Origin of the sequence: Paenibacillus sp. FSL H3-0333 (assembly GCF_038002805.1) — a bacterium.
Taxonomy (GTDB): Bacteria; Bacillota; Bacilli; order Paenibacillales; family Paenibacillaceae; genus Paenibacillus_AQ; species Paenibacillus_AQ silagei.
Map to the genome: position 1 here is coordinate 1,727,822 of NZ_JBBODG010000001.1, position 16,481 is coordinate 1,744,302.

The following is a 16,481-nucleotide window of genomic DNA, read 5'->3' on the forward strand; positions in this document are numbered from 1 at the left end:
GAGCAAATGATTGTTTTCGTAATCCAGCGCAGAGCGTAATGTGAGGCTTGTAACCAATACAAGTTAAACGGAGGTCAAAAAGGAATGACAAAAAAATCCTTCACCCTGCTCCTAAGCTCGCTGCTGACACTCAGCATGTTGTCCGCTTGCGGCGGTAACAACAACAAAGAGGCGGCAGCCACGAAAGACCCGGGCGCCAGCACCGGGACCAACACAACCGCAACCACGGACCCGGCCGCAGAGCCGGAGAAGCCGACAGAGATCAAGATTATGCTGCCGCTGAATACGACAGATACTCCACCGGATACGATCAAGAATGAAGTGGAGAAATTGACGAATACGAAGCTGACCTACCAGTTCTTCCCGGCCGATACGTATGAGGAGAAGCTGAACTCCTCGTTCGCCACCGGCTCCCTGCCGCAGGTGACGTATCTGAAGAATCAGACGACCTTCCTGCAGATGAAGGAAGCGATCAAGGACGGGCAATTCTGGGAGATCGGGCCGCTGCTCAGCGAATTCCCTAACCTGAATAAGCTGAAGCCGGAGATCCTGAATAACACCAAGGTAGACGGCAAGCTGTATACCCTGTATATCGGCCGTCCGCTGGCCCGCCAGGGCATCATCTACCGCAAGGACTGGGCGGATAAGCTGGGACTGAAAGCGCCGGCCAACACGGATGAGCTGTTCGCTATGGCTAAGGCTTTTACCGAGCAGGACCCGGACGGTAACGGGAAAAAGGATACCATCGGTGTTGTTGACCGCAACGAGCTGGTGTATGGTGCGTTCAAAACCGTCTCCTCCTGGTTCGGCACCCCGAATAACTGGGCCGAGAAGGACGGTCAGCTTGCGCCAGAGTTCACTTTTCCGCAATATATCGATACCATGGATTTCTTCAAAAAGCTGCGTGAAGGCGGTTACATGAACCAGGACTTTGCAGCAACCAGCAAGACGGATGCGGTTAATATGTTCACCAGCGGCAAAGCCGGGCTGTATATCGGCGGTTCGATGCAGGATATCGATTCCTTGAATAAGGACCTGATCAAGAACGTGCCGGATGCCGTGCTGGATACGCATAGTATGGTGGCGGGGCCTGACGGCAAGTTCGCCCAGTGGATGATTCCCGGCTATAACAATGTCGTACTGTTCCCGAAATCGGCGGTGAAGGATGAAGCGGAGCTGAAGAAGATTCTGAAGTTCTTCGACTACATGATGACTCCTGAAGTATCGAACCTGATGTACTGGGGCATTGAAGGCACACACTATACCGTGGTGGACGGCAAAGCCAAAGCGACCGACAATAAAGAGCTGATCGAGCGTGAGGTCAAAGGCTTCAAGGACAGCGTCATCGGCGAATACGAAACGAACGGTATGTACCAGAGCTTAAACGTGCTGCCGGGCCGGATTCATGCAGAGGAGCTGGTGCTGGAGAACGTGAAGTACGGGGTCGCAGATCCTACGGCGGCGCTCGACTCGGCAACCTATACGTCCAAGGGCGTAGAGCTGCAGCAGATTATTGCGGATGCGACTTACAAGTACATGTATGGTCAGCTGGATAAAGCCGGCTTCGAGAAGGAAGTCGAGAACTGGAAGAGCCGGGGCGGGGCGAAGATCATCGAAGAATATAATGCCGCGTACAAAAAATAAACAGAGCGCAGCCGCGATCACAGCGGACTGAACACAGGAAGAGGGCTGCCCCGGGTTAGCGCTCCGGCAGCCTTTTTTCCACTAACGAATAATTTACAGAGAAAGGAAGAGAATCATGCAGGAAGTATCCGCCCCGCCCCGCGTAGTTCCCGAACCCATGCCGAAGAAATATAAGAGCAGCAGTGAGCTGAAGAAGCGGCTGTGGCGCAACAAATTGCTCTATGTCATGCTCATCCCCGGCGTGCTGTATTTCATTATCTTCAAATACTTGCCGATGTACGGACTGATTATTTCCTTCCAGGATTACAAGCCTTACCAAGGGATTACCGGGAGCGAATGGGTGGGCATGAAGCATTTCAGCCGGCTGTTCACCGAGCCTGATTTCTTGAACATATTAGCCAATACGCTGATTTTGTTCGGGATGAATATTCTGATTTATTTTCCGATTCCGATTATTCTGGCCCTGATGCTTAATGAACTCAGAGGTACCTTCTTCAAAAGATTCTTCCAGACCTTAGTGTATCTGCCGCACTTCATGTCGTGGGTGATCGTCGTCTCGATCTCCTTCGTTATGGTGACGATGGACGGGGGGATTATCAACGAGCTGCTGGCTTACTTCGGATTCGCCAAGATCAATTTCCTGCTGAGTCCGGGCTGGTTCCGGCCGATGTATATTATTCAGGTCATTTGGCGGGAAGCAGGCTGGGGCACGATTATCTATCTGGCTTCCATTGCTGCTATTGATCCGGGGCTCTATGAAGCTTCGCGTATGGATGGAGCCGGACGGCTCAGACAGGTCTGGCATATTACGCTTCCGGCCATCCGGGGAGTGATCATCACCCTGTTTATTCTGAAAATCGGTTCCGTTCTCGACCTGGGCTTCGAGCATGTCTACCTGCTGCTCAACTCCATGAACCGCGAGGTTGCGGAAATTATCGATACGTATGTCTACACCGCCGGTCTGCGGCAAGGGCAGTTCAGCTACAGTACAGCCATCGGCTTCTTCAAGTCGATTGTGGGCCTGATCATGGTCATGACCGTCAATAAGGTGTCCAAGAAAATAGGAGAAGAAGGCGTATATTAAAATGCCGCAGGAGGAATTCAAATGGTAGAAGACCGCACGTTCAGCGGCAGACTATTCTCTGCCGTCAACTTTATACTGCTTGCCCTTATCGCGCTGGTAACGGTGCTGCCGTTCATCCACGTTGTAGCAGGCTCCTTCACAACCAGTGCTGAGCTGGCTGCCAACAAGTTTGTGCTGATTCCGAAGGTATGGAGCTTAGAGGCGTACAAATTTATTTTCTCCACGAATACGATCTTCAGAGCCTTAGGGGTATCGATTGGAGTCACGCTGATAGGCACGCTGTTCAGTATGTTCATCACGGCGCTGATGGCCTACGGTCTCTCCCGCAAGGATCTGGACGGCCGCCGGGTGTTCAACTTCCTGGTGGTGTTCACGATGCTGTTCCACGGGGGAATGATTCCTACGTTCCTCGTGGTGAAGGAGCTGGGGCTGATCGACTCGTATGCGGCGCTGATTCTTCCTTCCGCGATCAGTGCGTTCAATATGATTATACTCAAGAACTTTTTTCAGAACATTCCGGAGGGGCTGGAGGAATCGGCCAAGATCGACGGCTGCAATGACTTCGGGATTCTGTTCAAAATCGTACTGCCCCTGTCGCTGCCGGCGATTGCCACGATCTCTCTGTTCTACGCCGTGACGTATTGGAACACGTATATGAGCGCCATTCTCTATCTGGATAACAGCGCCAAATGGCCGATTCAGGTCCTGCTGCGGCAGATTGTCGTGCTGGCCAGCGGGATGGATCACAGTGCGACACTGGACGGCACGGTTCCGCCGCCGGATCAGACGATCAAGATGGCCGTTATCGTGGTCGCTACGCTGCCGATTCTGATGGTGTATCCGTTCCTGCAGAAGCATTTTGCCAAGGGTGCGATGCTGGGCTCGATGAAGGGCTGATGACTGACAGATGTTGACGGACGCCGAGGGACGGTGGAACCTTCTAAACGATGAAAGGGGTATTATCATGATTGGCAGTCTGCCGCAAACACCGATTGAATGGGCGCAAAAAGCCTGTGATTCATTAATGGATACGTATCAGGCGTGGGAACTCCCGCCTGCACACCGCTGGCATTATCATCAGGGCGTATTCCTGTGCGGGATGGAGCTGCTGTGGAAGACGCTCCGGGAAGACCGCTATATCGATTATATTAAGCAGTATGTGGATGATCTCGTGGATGAGCAGGGGAATTTCGACTTTGCCCGGGATGAGCTGGATGCCGTACAGGCCGGGCTGCTGCTCTTCACGCTGTATGAACGGACCGGCAAGCGGAAATACCGGGAGGCGGCGGTCAAGCTCCGCCATCTGCTGCTGACGCTGAACCGGACCTCCGAAGGAGGGTACTGGCATAAGGACAAATATCCGAACCAGATGTGGCTGGACGGGCTGTACATGGCCGGGGTGTTCTCGCTGAAATACGCGAATACTTATAGAGACGATGCTTTGCGGGCCGAAGTCCTTCATCAGGAGCGCCTAATGCGCAAATATATGAAAGACGAGGCGACCGGCCTGCTCTACCATGCCTGGGATGAGAGCCGCCGTATGCCATGGTCGAATCCCGCCACCGGCTGCTCGCCGGAATTCTGGAGCCGCTCGCTTGGCTGGTACGGGCTTGCCGTCTCACAGTTCATGGATGAACTGCCGGAGACTGATCCTGGACGGGCCGAGCTTGCAGCCGAGCTAAGCGGATTCGTACAGGCGTTGATCCGTTATCAGGACCCGCAGAGCGGCCTGTGGTATCAGGTGGTGGATAAGGGACATGAACCTGATAATTGGCTGGAGACCTCCGGCTCCTGTCTGTTCGTCTACACGATTGCCAGAGCAGTGAAGTTGGGTATCCTTCCGGCTGAAGCTATAGATGAAGCGGCGGAAGCAGCGCGTAAAGGCTACGAAGGCTTAATTCAGGTGCTCCAGTGGGATGAGCAGGGCCGGCTGCTGCTGCCGGATATCTGCATCGGAACCTCGGCGGGAGATTACCGTAACTATGTAACCCGTCCGAAGGTCAGCAATGATCTGCACGGCGTGGGCGCGCTGGTGATGGCCTGTGTGGAGATGCAGGATTTGTATCCGGCATAAGCGGAGTGGAGTTAGAGGGCTGACGGTTCTGACATAGGCACAATAGAGCCGGAAGCTGCCTGGATCAGCCCGGCAGCGGATGACAAGAATGGAGGCGGACAGTGTATAACATAGTAGACTACGGAGCGCAGCGGGACAGCGGGTTGCCAGCAACGCAGGCGATTGCAGATGCTATTGCAGCGGCGGACCGTGACGGTGGAGGTACAGTGTATATTCCGGCTGGGACCTTCCTGACAGGTGCAATCCGTCTATACAGCAATATTGAGCTGCATCTCAGTCCTGGTGCGGTATTGTCCTTCAGTACCGATCCGGCGGATTATCCTGCCGTGGAATCACGGTGGGAAGGGGTGAAGCGGGAGGTTCATGCCGCCTGCATCTACGGAGCGGGCCTGACTAATGTCTCGATTACCGGGAGCGGAACCATTGACGGGAATGGAGAACCTTGGTGGAAAAAGCATCGGAACCGCCCGGAAGAGCTGGAGTATCCCCGTCCAAGACTGATTGGCTTCGACGATTGCAACCGGGTGACGCTCCGCGATCTAACGCTGGTGAATTCCCCAAGCTGGACGGTGAATCCGATAAATTGCAGCAATGTGATGATCGATAATCTGTCGATCCTGAATCCGGCAGATTCGCCGAATACCGATGGAATCAATCCCGAATCCTGCCGCGATGTGCGTATCAGCAACTGCCATATCGATGTAGGCGATGACTGTATTGCCATTAAGGCAGGCACCGAGGATACCCGGGAGCGGATTCCCTGCGAGAATATCACGATTACGAACTGCGTGATGGTTCACGGCCACGGAGCGGTGGTGCTGGGCAGTGAGATGAGCGGCGATATCCGCAATGTGACGATCAGCAATTGTGTATTTAAGCAGACGGACCGCGGCATCCGCATGAAGTCCCGGCGGGGACGGGGCGGGATTATTGAGGATATCCGGATCAGCAATATTGTGATGGAGGATGTGATCTGTCCCTTCACGCTGAATCTCTACTATTTCTGTGGGCCCCGGGGCAAGGAGAAATACGTCTGGGACAAGAACCCGTATCCGGTGACGGAGGAGACCCCGCAGTTCCGGCGGATTCATTATGCCAATATTACAGCACGCAATGTCCATGCGGCGGCGGGATTCCTGTACGGGCTGGCGGAGCAGGCGGTCTCGGAAATCACCTTCACCAACATCGATATCTCGATGGCGGAGCACGCGGTGCCCGGCCAGCCGGATATGATGGCAGGAATTCAGGACATGCAGCGTCGTGGCTTCTTCCTCGGCAATGTCCACGAGGTGCAGTTTCAGCAGGTCACAATTGAGAACCATGACGGCCCGGCCTTTTATGTTGAGAATGGGGAAGAAGTGGAGTTCCTGAACTGCCACTCCAGGAACACGGCCAAGCCGGAGAAGCTGGTGGAGCAGGTTACAGTATCGCTGGCGGAACGATAAAAGCCTGGGGGGCGGTGAGATCAGGGGTAGGCATTCCTTTGGGCATGCGAATAGAGGTTGTAAGTGAAAGAGCCTGGTCCTGTTGGGGGACCGGGCTTTTAAGGTTAAATAGAAGTTTGTACTATTTTACTTGAATTTTTAAGGCATAAATAGCAGTGCCTATTACCCCGTAGATGTAGGTGCCGGGACGATTGGGAACATTAAATTCGGCGGATAAGGGATAGTTGCATTCCATACATTTAAAAACAGTGAAAAGGAGGGTTTTCTGTTTCTAACTGTAGTTTGTACAACTAAATCTGCCCGAATGGGGGAGAAGCCCGGTATTGATGGATTTTAGGTGTACGAAATACAACTAAACGTATCATTGGTGCAATATCAGGTGATTTAAGTGTACGGAGTGCAACTAAGTCCTATATTAATTCCTCCACTCGTATCGTAATTGGGTACAGCAACCCACCAGTATGCAATGGGTTACACTTTTCGCTACATCCTCCGCCGCAGATCCTTCGGCTTCAGTCCGTTCTCCCTGGCTGTGCGGTGCCAGAAGGAACGGGTGGAATAGAATTTCCAGGCAAAGCGGGGGAAGTTCGGGCTGAAGAGCAGGGATTCCCCGGTGCTTCTGGACTGGATGCTCTCGGCCAGGCTATGCATGGCACGGCCCAGATTCTTCAGCGGCCCCCGGCCCAGAGGCACCTTATCCATGGAGCCCAGCATTTCCCCGGCGCCTTGGCCTATGGCTTGCCCGAAGTGAACACCGGCGCGCGCGCACCAATTCTTAAGGATCTCTACCGCGATGTGGTTCTGCTGTCCCTCGTAGAAGCCGTTGTTAATCAGCGCATAGACGTAAATCTCCCGTTCGCGCTCGGTCTTCAGATATTCTTCCAGGGTGACCAGCAGCTGGAACAAGTGTGACGGAATTCCGTCATAATACAGCGGGAAGGCCAGCACGAGCACATCCATGCCGCATAGCTCGCTGTATTGCCCGGGGGCGAGCGGTCTTTTATTCGGTGTATAGGTGTGCAGTTCATTCCCGTCCGCAATCAGCGGCTCCAGCATGGACAGCAGTATGCCCGAATTGCTGCCGTTTGGCTTGGGGCTGCCGTTAATCAGCGCGATGTTCATTGGAGGGCCTCCTTAATGTGCTGCGGGCTGGTGTGGAAATAGACGTTGTTCTCTGACGAATACAGATTCAGGCCGTTTGCCGCGACCAGCATTCGGGCCGTATGCTGCTCAGCCTCCGTAAGGTCACCGCCATAGAAATGTACGGATAATGTGAACTGGTGTTGATAGCGGGGCCGGTGATGTGTCTCCCCGTGTGTGGTGACAAAATAGGGCAGCATGTAGGAGAGGCTCCGGTTCAGCACATTCAGCACAAAGGGGCTATAGCTGCCGTACATACATTTACTGATGATCATAAGCTCATCGCTGCGGGAGAACAGCTCGCCCAGATTGTCGTAGCCATCTCTCTTAATGACGCATGTCCCGGGAGTCCGGGTCCAGCAGCCGAAGCAGCCCATGCACGAACGGATCGCACCGCTATCCGAGATGACCGTTACTTCCTCTTGCGCCGTATCCCCCAGCCAGCCCGCGAATTCTTGCTCCTGCAGATCGTGTATGATCGTTCTCAAGACTTCATCTCCCTAAAAGATAGATTTAAGCTCCAGCAGATCGCGCCAGTTGCCCGAATAACGCACTCCGTTATTAGTAAGCAAAGCCGTAATTCCATGCACCATGGACCAGAGTGTAACTAAGTGCTTGGTGAATTCTGGCTCCGGCAGCCCGCTGCTGCGGAACACTTCATAGACCGTTGTCCGGAATAGGGCAAATGGCGGATAGCTGTCAGAATCGTAGTTGTCCAGATCAATAACGATGCCTGAATGGTAGAACAGAAACTGGAAATACTGTGGATGCTCTATGAAAAAATCAATATAGGCCTGCCCCAGCAGGATAATCGTATCAGGGTTCTCCGCCTGTCCTTGAACGGAGGCATGCAGGGTGTCCATAAACTGGCTCGTGACATGTTCTCCCATGGCGGCTACCAGTTCATCTATATTTTTGAAATGGCTGTAGGGGGCGGTGTGGCTGACTGCACATTCGGCGGCTACTTTGCGCAGGGAAAAGCTATTCATGCCGTCCAAGTTAATCAGCTTGATGCCGGCTTCGATCAGCTGGTTGCGTAAATTGCCGCGGTGGTAAGGTTTATCTTTCAAGGTATGCATGCTTCCTTTCATACTTGCCTGTTATCTTAACATTGTAAAGATTGTAGCATGTGTTTGTGATCTTTACAATGTTAAGATGTGATTGCTGCTGGGCGATTCCGGGTATACATTTTGCAAAATAGTCAGGAGCAGGTTATAATTAGTACCAAGTACTAATATCAGATACTAATAAACTGAAAAGCTGAGGTGTTTCACATGACAGGTGCAAAAATAACAGCGATCGGATCTTACGTGCCGGCCCGCAGACTTACGAATCAGGACCTGGAGCAGATGGTGGATACCAATGATGAGTGGATTGTGCAGCGGACGGGTATCCGGGAGCGCAGGATCAGCCGCGCGGATGAATATACCAGTGATCTGTGTACAGCTGCCGTCCGGGATATGATGAAGCGTTATGGCAAAAGTGTGCAGGATGTCGATATGGTGCTTGTGGCGACCAGCACGCCTGACTTCTCTTTTCCATCTGTGGCGTCCATTGTGCAGAATACCCTTGGCATTCCACTGACTGCGGGAGCGATCGATCTGAGCGCCGCCTGCGCCGGATTCGTATATGCTCTGCATACGGCTCATGCGCTGGTGTCTTCGGGACTGCATCATAAGGTGCTGGTCATCGGTGCCGACACGCTATCCAAGATCACAGATTATACGGACCGCAGTACCTGCATTCTTTTCGGGGATGGAGCAGGGGCTGTGCTGGTGGAGAGCAGCGGGAGCGGGGCGTCAGACGACTTCATGGGATACCATCTCGGCAGTGACGGAAGCGGAGCGCAGCATGTCTATCGCACAGGGCTGGCGGAGAAGGTGAACGGAGTGGAGCTTGCCGGTTCAGGCATGCTGGTACAGAACGGGCGTGAGGTCTTCAAGTGGGCGGTCCGTACGGTTCCGCAGGGAGTACAGCAGGTGCTGAAGAACGCCGGAGCAGAGCTTGCGGAAGTAGACTGGTTCATCCCGCACAGCGCCAATCTGCGGATGATTGAACCCATCTGTGAACGGCTGAACTATCCGTTGGAGCAGGCACTGTACAGTCTTGAAGCCTTCGGTAACACCTCGGCTGCCAGTATTCCGCTTGCGCTGGATCTGGGCATCCGCGAAGGGAAGGTGCGCAGCGGCCAACAGGTGTTGCTGTACGGCTTCGGTGCGGGTCTTAGTCATGCGGGCCAACTGGTCAGACTGTCGCTGGACCCTCAGGCAGCTGAGCCTGCTCCGCTGTAATGCGGACAGGATAGAGAAGCAAGGACAGGCCAATGTGGGGGCCAAGCCGAAAAATGGTCCCCAAAACCAGAAAAACGGTGCCTTGAAGCTGTCCGGTAAATGAGCGATTATAGTATCGAAAGCGTTCTCAGGTAGTTGCGGAATGCAGCCAAGCTATTGTTCTGGGCTGGAGGGGAGGGATTGAAGGGCAGATCCGGGAAAGGCAGAAGTTCAGCGTTACGGCGATCCAGTGGTTTAGGCGTTCAGCGGTTCAAGCGGTTCAGCCCGCTGCCGCAGGATTCACGGACGATCAGCGCCGGTTCAACTACAAATGAGCCGCCTTCAGACTGGTTATTGATGAGATCGAACAGCATATGGGCGGCGAGCACACCCAGGCGTTCTTTGTTCTGGCGGATGGTAGTTAGCGTAGGGCTGGTATACTGGCAGGCCTCGATATCGTCACAGCCGATGATGGCCACATCCTCGGGAACACGCAGACCCTGCTCCTTCAAGGCGCGGACTGCGCCGAGAGCGAGGAGATCGGAGGCGGCGAAGACCGCTTTTGGCAAATCTCCCGATGCAATTAACGAGTTCATTGCCGCATACCCGCTGGGCTCGAAGAAATCGTCACCATGCACGAACCACTTAGGATTCATAACCAGGCCGAAGCCGGCAATGGCTCTGACATACCCTGCTTCGCGCCGGTTGGAGATATCCGAATCCGCTCTGCTGCCTATGAAGCCAAGCTCCCGGTGTCCGAGCAGGTAGAAATGCTCCACCACCTTGGAAGCAATCTGGTAATTATCTGACATGACATAGCCGGATTTCCTGCCGGTCAGCTCCAGGTCAACGCCGATGCAGGGAATATGGCTCCGGTCGAGTTCCTGTATCGCAGGCTCCATCTGTTCTCCCGAGATAATGACACAGCCGTCCACATGGAAATGCAGGCAACGCGAGTAGTAATCGCCGCTGTTAATGAACTTCTCATTCGAGAAGAAAATCAGATCATACCCCAGTACGCCCATCTGCTTCTTGAACGAATTCAGCACCTCTACAAAAAAAGGATGGGTAAATTCCACATTCAGCTCACCGGCAAAAATAACCCCGATCAGATTCGACTTCTTGGTAGCCAGCGTCTTGGCGGAGCTTGAGGGGGTATATCCGGTTTGTTCGATGATTTCGAGCACTCTTCGTTTCGTTTTTTCGGAAACATCGCTGTAATTATTCATGATTTTGGAGACAGTCGATACAGAGACCCCGGCCATTTCGGCGATTTTTTTGATATTCATTTGCATGGCTATGCTCACCCCCGCTTCATAGTTATAACAGGGCCAAAAGACGGGTATGCCAGGGTTTATCAAGGCTACTGACCGTTCACTTGGACACTCTCTGCTGTCAAACAGCAGTCCTTTCTAGAGTCTATTCAACTTGCCGAAACAAGTCAAAGGTTAATTGCGTTTAGAGGAATGGCACGGAGAAAAACGAAACCGATTTCGGTCAGGGGGTCTGAGGGTACTTTAGATTGAGCTGAGAGCAGCTTGAAGGCAGCGGGGCGATGGAAATGCGGTAAGAGGAGACTCTAATCCTGAGGAGGCATACACGGAATGAAAAGAAATATATCAGCGTTGTTAGCGGCCGCTGTCATCGTAACGGGACTTCTATCGCCGCTGGGCAGCGGAGGGGCTGAGGCGAAGTCTGTTCAGAGCAGACTGACAGCGTCTGCGGAGACCACAGCCGCCTTGCAGAGCGGGAGCTTGGCTGCTAATGATTTGAAAGCGTTTACCGATGTAAAAGAGGGCAGCTGGGCGGCACATGCGGTGCAGCGCTGGAGCCGCAGCGGGGTGATCTCCGGCTACGGGGACGGCAGCTTCCGGCCGGAGCAGCAGGTCACCCGGGCAGAATTCACGGCAATCGTCAACCGTATATTCGGCTATAAGGATATGGCGGCTGTGCTTCCGGCGGATATCCCGGCGGCGGCCTGGTACAAGGACGATATCGCCAAAGCGGTAGCAGCGGGGTATCTGAGTGCAGACGCACATCAGCGAATCGAACCTGCGGCTCCGTTGAAACGCGGGGAGGCGGTCCTTGCGCTCCAGCGGATACTGAGGCTGGAGACTGAGCGTCAAGCCAAGGGCATGTACAGCGACCTGGAGGGAGCCGACAGTGCAGTTAGCGCTGCGGCGGATGCTTTTACGGCAGCCGGTTATATGCAGGGCTATCCAGGAGGCTTATTCAAGCCGCACGGGAGGATCACCCGTGCCGAGCTGGCGAAGCTGGCGGATACACTGGTGCCGGAGCTGCGCTCCGCCGCCGGGGAAGTGAAGCTGGGCGAGGTGAAGGGCAATGTGGTGCTGAGCCATGAGGATATTACACTGAGGGACACTATCATAGAAGGAAATCTCTATCTTACCGAGGGGATCGGGGAAGGAGTGATCCGGCTTCAGGGGGTGCAGGTTACTGGCACAACCTATATTCGCGGCGGTGGCGGGCAGGGCGTGAGCCTTACGGACAGCGGCCTTGGGGCTGTGCAGGTGGCGAAGCCGAAGGGCAGTGTCCGCATCGTTGCCAGCGGGACAACATCCGCCGGAACGGTACATCTTGATTCTGGTGCTATCCTTGAAGAAGCTGCGCTTACCAGGGAGGGATTCGCTGGTGTTGTCCTCCCGGCAGGTGAGCAGACGGTCACTCTTATTGGCAATTATGGGGTTGTATCCACCGCTGATGCGGCTGGAGGCAACCTCACGCTGAGCTTGTCAGGCAAGCTATCCAAGCTGATCTGGGGCACTCCCGGCAAGCTGGTGCTGATGAATCAGGCGCAGGTGGCTGAGCTGCTCCTTACAGCCGGTGCCCGGGGCACTGTGATTCTGGGCAGCGGCAGCTTCGGCATCGTACTGAATCAGGCCGAAGCTGTCACAGCCGGGGGCGTCGCTCTCAAGCCGGGCAGCCGCAGCAATCTCAATCTGGCCTCGCCGCAGGCCAGCCAGCCGCCTGTTGCCGCCGGTGGCGGGGAGACGGCGACGGCTACACCGGAGCCCACGCCAACGCTCACACCAGAGGTTACGCCGGAGCCGACACCAATACCGACACCGGAGGTTACGCCAGAGCCGACGCCAATACCGACACCGGAGGTTACGCCAGAGCCGACGCCAATACCGACACCAGAGGCTACACCGGAGCCGACACCAATACCGACGCCGGAACCAACCCCAACGCCGACACCGGAGCCGTCACCAACACTAAGTCCAACGCCGACACCAGCGCCGACCAGTGATCCGTGGAGTCTGGTGTGGAATGATGAATTCGATGACAATGTCATTGATCCTTCGAAGTGGACCTATGATCTCGGAGACGGCACCGCTGTCGGGAATCCGGGCTGGGGCAATAATGAGCTGGAATATTACACCAATGATCCGAAGAATGTGAAAGAGCAGGACGGTAAGCTAATCATTACCGCACGCAAGGAGGCAATAGGCGGCAAGCCTTACACTTCCACCAGAATTAAGACCAATGGCTTGTACAGCAAAATGTATGGCAAATTCGAGATCCGGGCGAAAGCTCCGGCTGGCAAGGGGCTGTGGCCGGCGATCTGGATGCTGCCGGAGAATTATGTGTACGGCAATTGGGCGGCCTCCGGGGAGCTGGATATTATGGAAGGCTGGGGCAGCCGTCCGAATGTGGTTGCCGGAACGATCCATTATGGTTCCCAGTGGCCGGATAATGTCTATTCCGGCAAGGAGTATGTATTGCCTGGCAGTTCCACCATTGAAGAGTTCCACACCTACTCCATTGAGTGGGAGCCGGGAGAGATCCGCTGGTATGTGGACGGGGTGCTGTTCTCGACCAAGAATGACTGGTACAGCAAAAGCAGCGGACAGCCGGCTATCAATGCGTATCCGGCACCGTTCAACCAGAAGTTCCACCTGCTGATGAATCTGGCAGTCGGCGGCAACTTTGACGGTAACCCTACGGATGAGACCGTATTTCCGAGTTCCATGGAGATTGACTATGTCAGAATCTATGAGCTGACTGGACGCGAATACCGGCAGCCGGTACCGGTGGAGCTGGCGAAGGAGCCTTATCTGGAGGGAGCGAAGCCGCCGCTGGCAGACGGGAACTTCATTTATAACAGCGGGTTCACGGAGCAGGTAGAAGGAGATCCCGGGATGGGCATCCCGAATACAGCCCACTGGGTACTCTATAAAGATGAAGGCGCAGATGCGGCTCTATCTCTTGAGCAGGCAGGCGGCGTGAATCTGCTCAAGGTAAACATCTTGAAGCCGGGCGGCAACTCTTATTCGATCCAGCCGCAGGCGATTGTGTCGCTGGCAAAGGGCAGATTCTACAAGCTAAGCTTCGATGCCAGAACGGATACGGCCCGCGAGCTGACCGCCCGGCTGACAGGTGGCGCACCGCTTGGCTTCCCGTCTTATTCTCCAGCGTTCAAGGCAGCGCTGACCCCGCAGCTTCAGCATTACGAGACGATGTTCCAGATGAAGGAGAGCTCGGACAATGCCGCGCGGATCGAGTTCAATCTGGGGACCAATGCTTCCCCGGTATGGCTTGGCAATGCACGGCTTGAAGAGATCAGCAGCATTCCCTTCGATCATGACAGCGCCAAGGCGCCGCTCGGCAGCGGCAACCACCTCTACAACGGCAGCTTTGATCTGGGAGAACCGGACCGGATGAGCTATTGGCATATCGCTGCTTCAGGAGGTGCGGAGGTCACTCCGCGGGTTGAGGCTGACGGCCGCCTGAAGCTGGACATTACAGACGCAGACACCGGCGGCAGCGAGGTTACGCTGCAACAGAAGGGAATCTTCCTGGTGCAAGGCCAGGATTATAAGCTGACCTTCGAGGCCGATAGCTTCTCCGCAAGGACAGCTGTAGTCGAACTGCAAGGCAATGACGGCGTAGTCTATGCTTCGGAGCCGGTTCAGCTGAATGCAGGACATCAGCAGGTTGAAGCGCTGTTCAAGAATCTCGCGGGGGCCACGGATCATCTTGGACAATTCGTACTGCGGCTTGACGGGACAGCAGGAACGGTCCTTCTGGATCAATTCGTGCTGGTACGCACCAGCTCCTATTATGATCCTGATCTGACCTATTACCCGCTCTTGAACGGGGATTTCAGCTTCGGGCTTACGAGCTGGGAGCGGCTGCTGACAGAAGACGGCGGCCAGAGCACTGCCGCTGCGGTGGACGGAGCAGCCAAATTCAGCATTACGAATACCGGCAATCAGGCGTATTCGGTGATGCTTTTCCAGAATAACCTCAAGGCAGCGGCGGGCCTCGATTATGTGGTTGAATTCGACGCCAGTGCCAGCGTGGCCCGGCAGATCAATGTGAAGGCAGAGAATGCGAGCTATTCCCCTTCCATCGATAAGACGGTGGAGCTGACACCAGAGATGAAGCATTACCGGTTCGAATTCCGGCAGGGGGCGAATGATATGCTCTCGCTGAAATTCCTGCTCGGCAAGGTAGGCGGAGTGAGTGTTCCTCAGAGTCATGACATCATCATTGATAATGTCAGATTCGAGATTAAGGACGCCCCGGCGAAGCCGCAGGAACTGCTCGCAGATTCCACAGCCAACCGGGTATCACAGCCGATTGAGCTTATCTTCATCGATAAGCCAGAATGGTCAGGCAGCATTAAGTCCGTTAAGGTGAATGGCGTTACGCTTGCGGCGGAGCTGTACCATGTAGGAACGGGAGCAATTACAATTCAGCCTGCCGCCTTCCCGGCAGAGGGAAGCTATATCATTACCGTGGAAGCCGAAGGGTATGTCAACGTCAGTGTGGTTCAGACTATACTGGCGAATGATAACAATCTGGTCGTTAACGGCTCATTCACCGGCGGCGGCTCAGGCTGGTCAACCTGGTCCGGCGAAGGCGGAGCCTCGTCCTTCCAAGTGGTGGACGGAGCAGCGGAGGTGCTAATCACGGCGGCCGGGTCACAAGCCTGGCACACCCAGCTCTATCAGGAGAAAATCCCACTGGAAGCCGGCGCAACCTATGAGCTGAGCTTCAGAGCGAAATCTACCGTTCCCCGGCAGATTGTCGTGGAGTATAGCGGAACATCTGCCCAGGCAGCCCAAGCGAAGTTCGACATAACAGCTACCTGGGCGACTTACAGCACACAGTTCAGTGTGACGAATAACAATCCGCTGAAGCTGAATTATCTGATCGGCGCCACGCTGGGTGAAGATAAAACGGCGAACCATACGGCGCATACGATTTCTTTGGATGATATCGTGCTTAGAAAGGTAACAGACGGACCGGACACCGAGCCTGCCAGCGGCACACTGGATAACGGCACATTCGATGCGCAGCCGGCTCTTAAGGGCTGGACCCAGTACTTCGAGGGCGCCGGAAATGCCGCAGTCCAGAATGGCGAGCTTGAGGTATCGCTGGCCTTCACGGGATCTGCCAACTACGCCGCCCAGGTAGATTACAGGGATCTGAAGCTCACTCAGGGTAAAAGCTATACCTTGGCCTTCAGCGCCCGTTCGGATATCACCCGGTTGATTGAAGTAGCAGTCGAGCATTTCGGAGGGGATTACACGAAATATTTGCAGACAACCGCGGCTTCATTAACTGGCGAAATGCAGCGCTTCAGTTACACCTTCACCATGAACGGCGGGACCGATGCAGGTGTTCATCTGGTCTTTCTGCTGGGGCTGAATCCCGGCAACAGCGCAGAGACGAATGCCGCTATCGAAGCAGGCAATCATATCTACATCGATGATGTCAGTCTGATCGAGAACCCGTAAGCTAAAGAAAGAACGAACCATAGCAAGTGAAAACGGCCGCAATCCTTGAATTCA

11 protein-coding genes are annotated in these 16,481 nt (G+C 54.7%); 7 read left to right on the forward strand and 4 right to left on the reverse strand.

Annotated features, from left to right (window positions below; all coding sequences use genetic code 11):
• The first annotated feature begins 84 nt into the window (after window positions 1-84).
• The 5 genes from MHH78_RS07825 (at window position 85) to MHH78_RS07845 (ending at window position 6,247) form a co-directional block, all read left to right on the forward strand.
• The gene (locus tag MHH78_RS07825) at window positions 85-1,644 is read left to right on the forward strand and encodes an extracellular solute-binding protein (protein ID WP_076085046.1); all 1,560 of its coding nucleotides are present in this window, start codon (window positions 85-87) and stop codon (window positions 1,642-1,644) included.
• A 115-nt stretch (window positions 1,645-1,759) separates the two neighbouring features.
• Entirely contained in the window at window positions 1,760-2,728 is a 969-nt protein-coding gene (locus MHH78_RS07830; RefSeq protein WP_083685724.1) for an ABC transporter permease, read from the forward strand.
• Window positions 2,729-2,749: 21 nt separating this feature from the next.
• A complete protein-coding gene (locus tag MHH78_RS07835; RefSeq protein ID WP_036732546.1) occupies window positions 2,750-3,625 on the forward strand; it encodes a carbohydrate ABC transporter permease in 876 nt (291 codons plus the stop codon).
• Window positions 3,626-3,692: 67 nt separating this feature from the next.
• Window positions 3,693-4,802: a glycoside hydrolase family 88/105 protein gene (locus MHH78_RS07840; RefSeq protein WP_076085043.1), complete on the forward strand. Its 1,110-nt coding sequence runs from the start codon at window positions 3,693-3,695 to the stop codon at window positions 4,800-4,802.
• Between the two features lie 101 nt (window positions 4,803-4,903).
• A complete protein-coding gene (locus MHH78_RS07845; protein WP_341167050.1) occupies window positions 4,904-6,247 on the forward strand; it encodes a glycoside hydrolase family 28 protein in 1,344 nt (447 codons plus the stop codon).
• A 483-nt stretch (window positions 6,248-6,730) separates the two neighbouring features.
• On the opposite strand, the gene MHH78_RS07850 is transcribed toward MHH78_RS07845, so the two are convergent.
• The 3 genes from MHH78_RS07850 to MHH78_RS07860 are packed head-to-tail and all read right to left on the reverse strand — an operon-like array spanning window position 6,731 to window position 8,457.
• Window positions 6,731-7,369: a hypothetical protein gene (locus MHH78_RS07850; protein WP_341167051.1), complete on the reverse strand. Its 639-nt coding sequence runs from the start codon at window positions 7,367-7,369 to the stop codon at window positions 6,731-6,733.
• Complete coding sequence (locus MHH78_RS07855) at window positions 7,366-7,875, reverse strand: flavodoxin family protein (protein WP_341167052.1); 510 nt, start codon at window positions 7,873-7,875, stop codon at window positions 7,366-7,368. The genes MHH78_RS07850 and MHH78_RS07855 overlap by 4 nt, the downstream gene beginning before the upstream one ends.
• A 12-nt stretch (window positions 7,876-7,887) precedes the next feature.
• The gene (locus MHH78_RS07860; RefSeq protein ID WP_341167053.1) at window positions 7,888-8,457 is read right to left on the reverse strand and encodes a TetR/AcrR family transcriptional regulator; all 570 of its coding nucleotides are present in this window, start codon (window positions 8,455-8,457) and stop codon (window positions 7,888-7,890) included.
• A gap of 204 nt (window positions 8,458-8,661) precedes the next feature.
• Here MHH78_RS07860 and MHH78_RS07865 point away from each other — a divergent pair, with 204 nt between their 5' ends.
• Window positions 8,662-9,678 carry a ketoacyl-ACP synthase III gene (locus MHH78_RS07865; RefSeq protein ID WP_341167054.1) on the forward strand — a complete coding sequence of 339 codons (1,017 nt, stop codon included), beginning with the start codon at window positions 8,662-8,664 and terminating at the stop codon, window positions 9,676-9,678.
• A gap of 242 nt (window positions 9,679-9,920) precedes the next feature.
• Here the strand turns inward: MHH78_RS07865 and MHH78_RS07870 are convergent, their stop codons facing one another.
• Entirely contained in the window at window positions 9,921-10,946 is a 1,026-nt protein-coding gene (locus MHH78_RS07870) for a LacI family DNA-binding transcriptional regulator (RefSeq protein WP_340958360.1), read from the reverse strand.
• 315 nt (window positions 10,947-11,261) lie between these two features.
• On the opposite strand from MHH78_RS07870, the gene MHH78_RS07875 reads away from it, so the two are divergent.
• Window positions 11,262-16,427 carry a carbohydrate binding domain-containing protein gene (locus MHH78_RS07875; protein WP_341167055.1) on the forward strand — a complete coding sequence of 1,722 codons (5,166 nt, stop codon included), beginning with the start codon at window positions 11,262-11,264 and terminating at the stop codon, window positions 16,425-16,427.
• The last annotated feature ends 54 nt before the right edge of the window (window positions 16,428-16,481 follow it).

What these genes read in the sequence shown, in the direction of transcription:
- MHH78_RS07875 (WP_341167055.1), top strand. Translation starts at nt 11,262, where the DNA reads ATGAAAAGAAATATATCAGCGTTGTTAGCGGCCGCTGTCATCGTAACG.
- MHH78_RS07865 (WP_341167054.1), top strand. Translation starts at nt 8,662, where the DNA reads ATGACAGGTGCAAAAATAACAGCGATCGGATCTTACGTGCCGGCCCGC.
- MHH78_RS07830 (WP_083685724.1), top strand. Translation starts at nt 1,760, where the DNA reads ATGCAGGAAGTATCCGCCCCGCCCCGCGTAGTTCCCGAACCCATGCCG.
- MHH78_RS07850 (WP_341167051.1), bottom strand. Translation starts at nt 7,369, where the DNA reads ATGAACATCGCGCTGATTAACGGCAGCCCCAAGCCAAACGGCAGCAAT.
- MHH78_RS07825 (WP_076085046.1), top strand. Translation starts at nt 85, where the DNA reads ATGACAAAAAAATCCTTCACCCTGCTCCTAAGCTCGCTGCTGACACTC.
- MHH78_RS07870 (WP_340958360.1), bottom strand. Translation starts at nt 10,946, where the DNA reads ATGAATATCAAAAAAATCGCCGAAATGGCCGGGGTCTCTGTATCGACT.
- MHH78_RS07835 (WP_036732546.1), top strand. Translation starts at nt 2,750, where the DNA reads ATGGTAGAAGACCGCACGTTCAGCGGCAGACTATTCTCTGCCGTCAAC.
- MHH78_RS07840 (WP_076085043.1), top strand. Translation starts at nt 3,693, where the DNA reads ATGATTGGCAGTCTGCCGCAAACACCGATTGAATGGGCGCAAAAAGCC.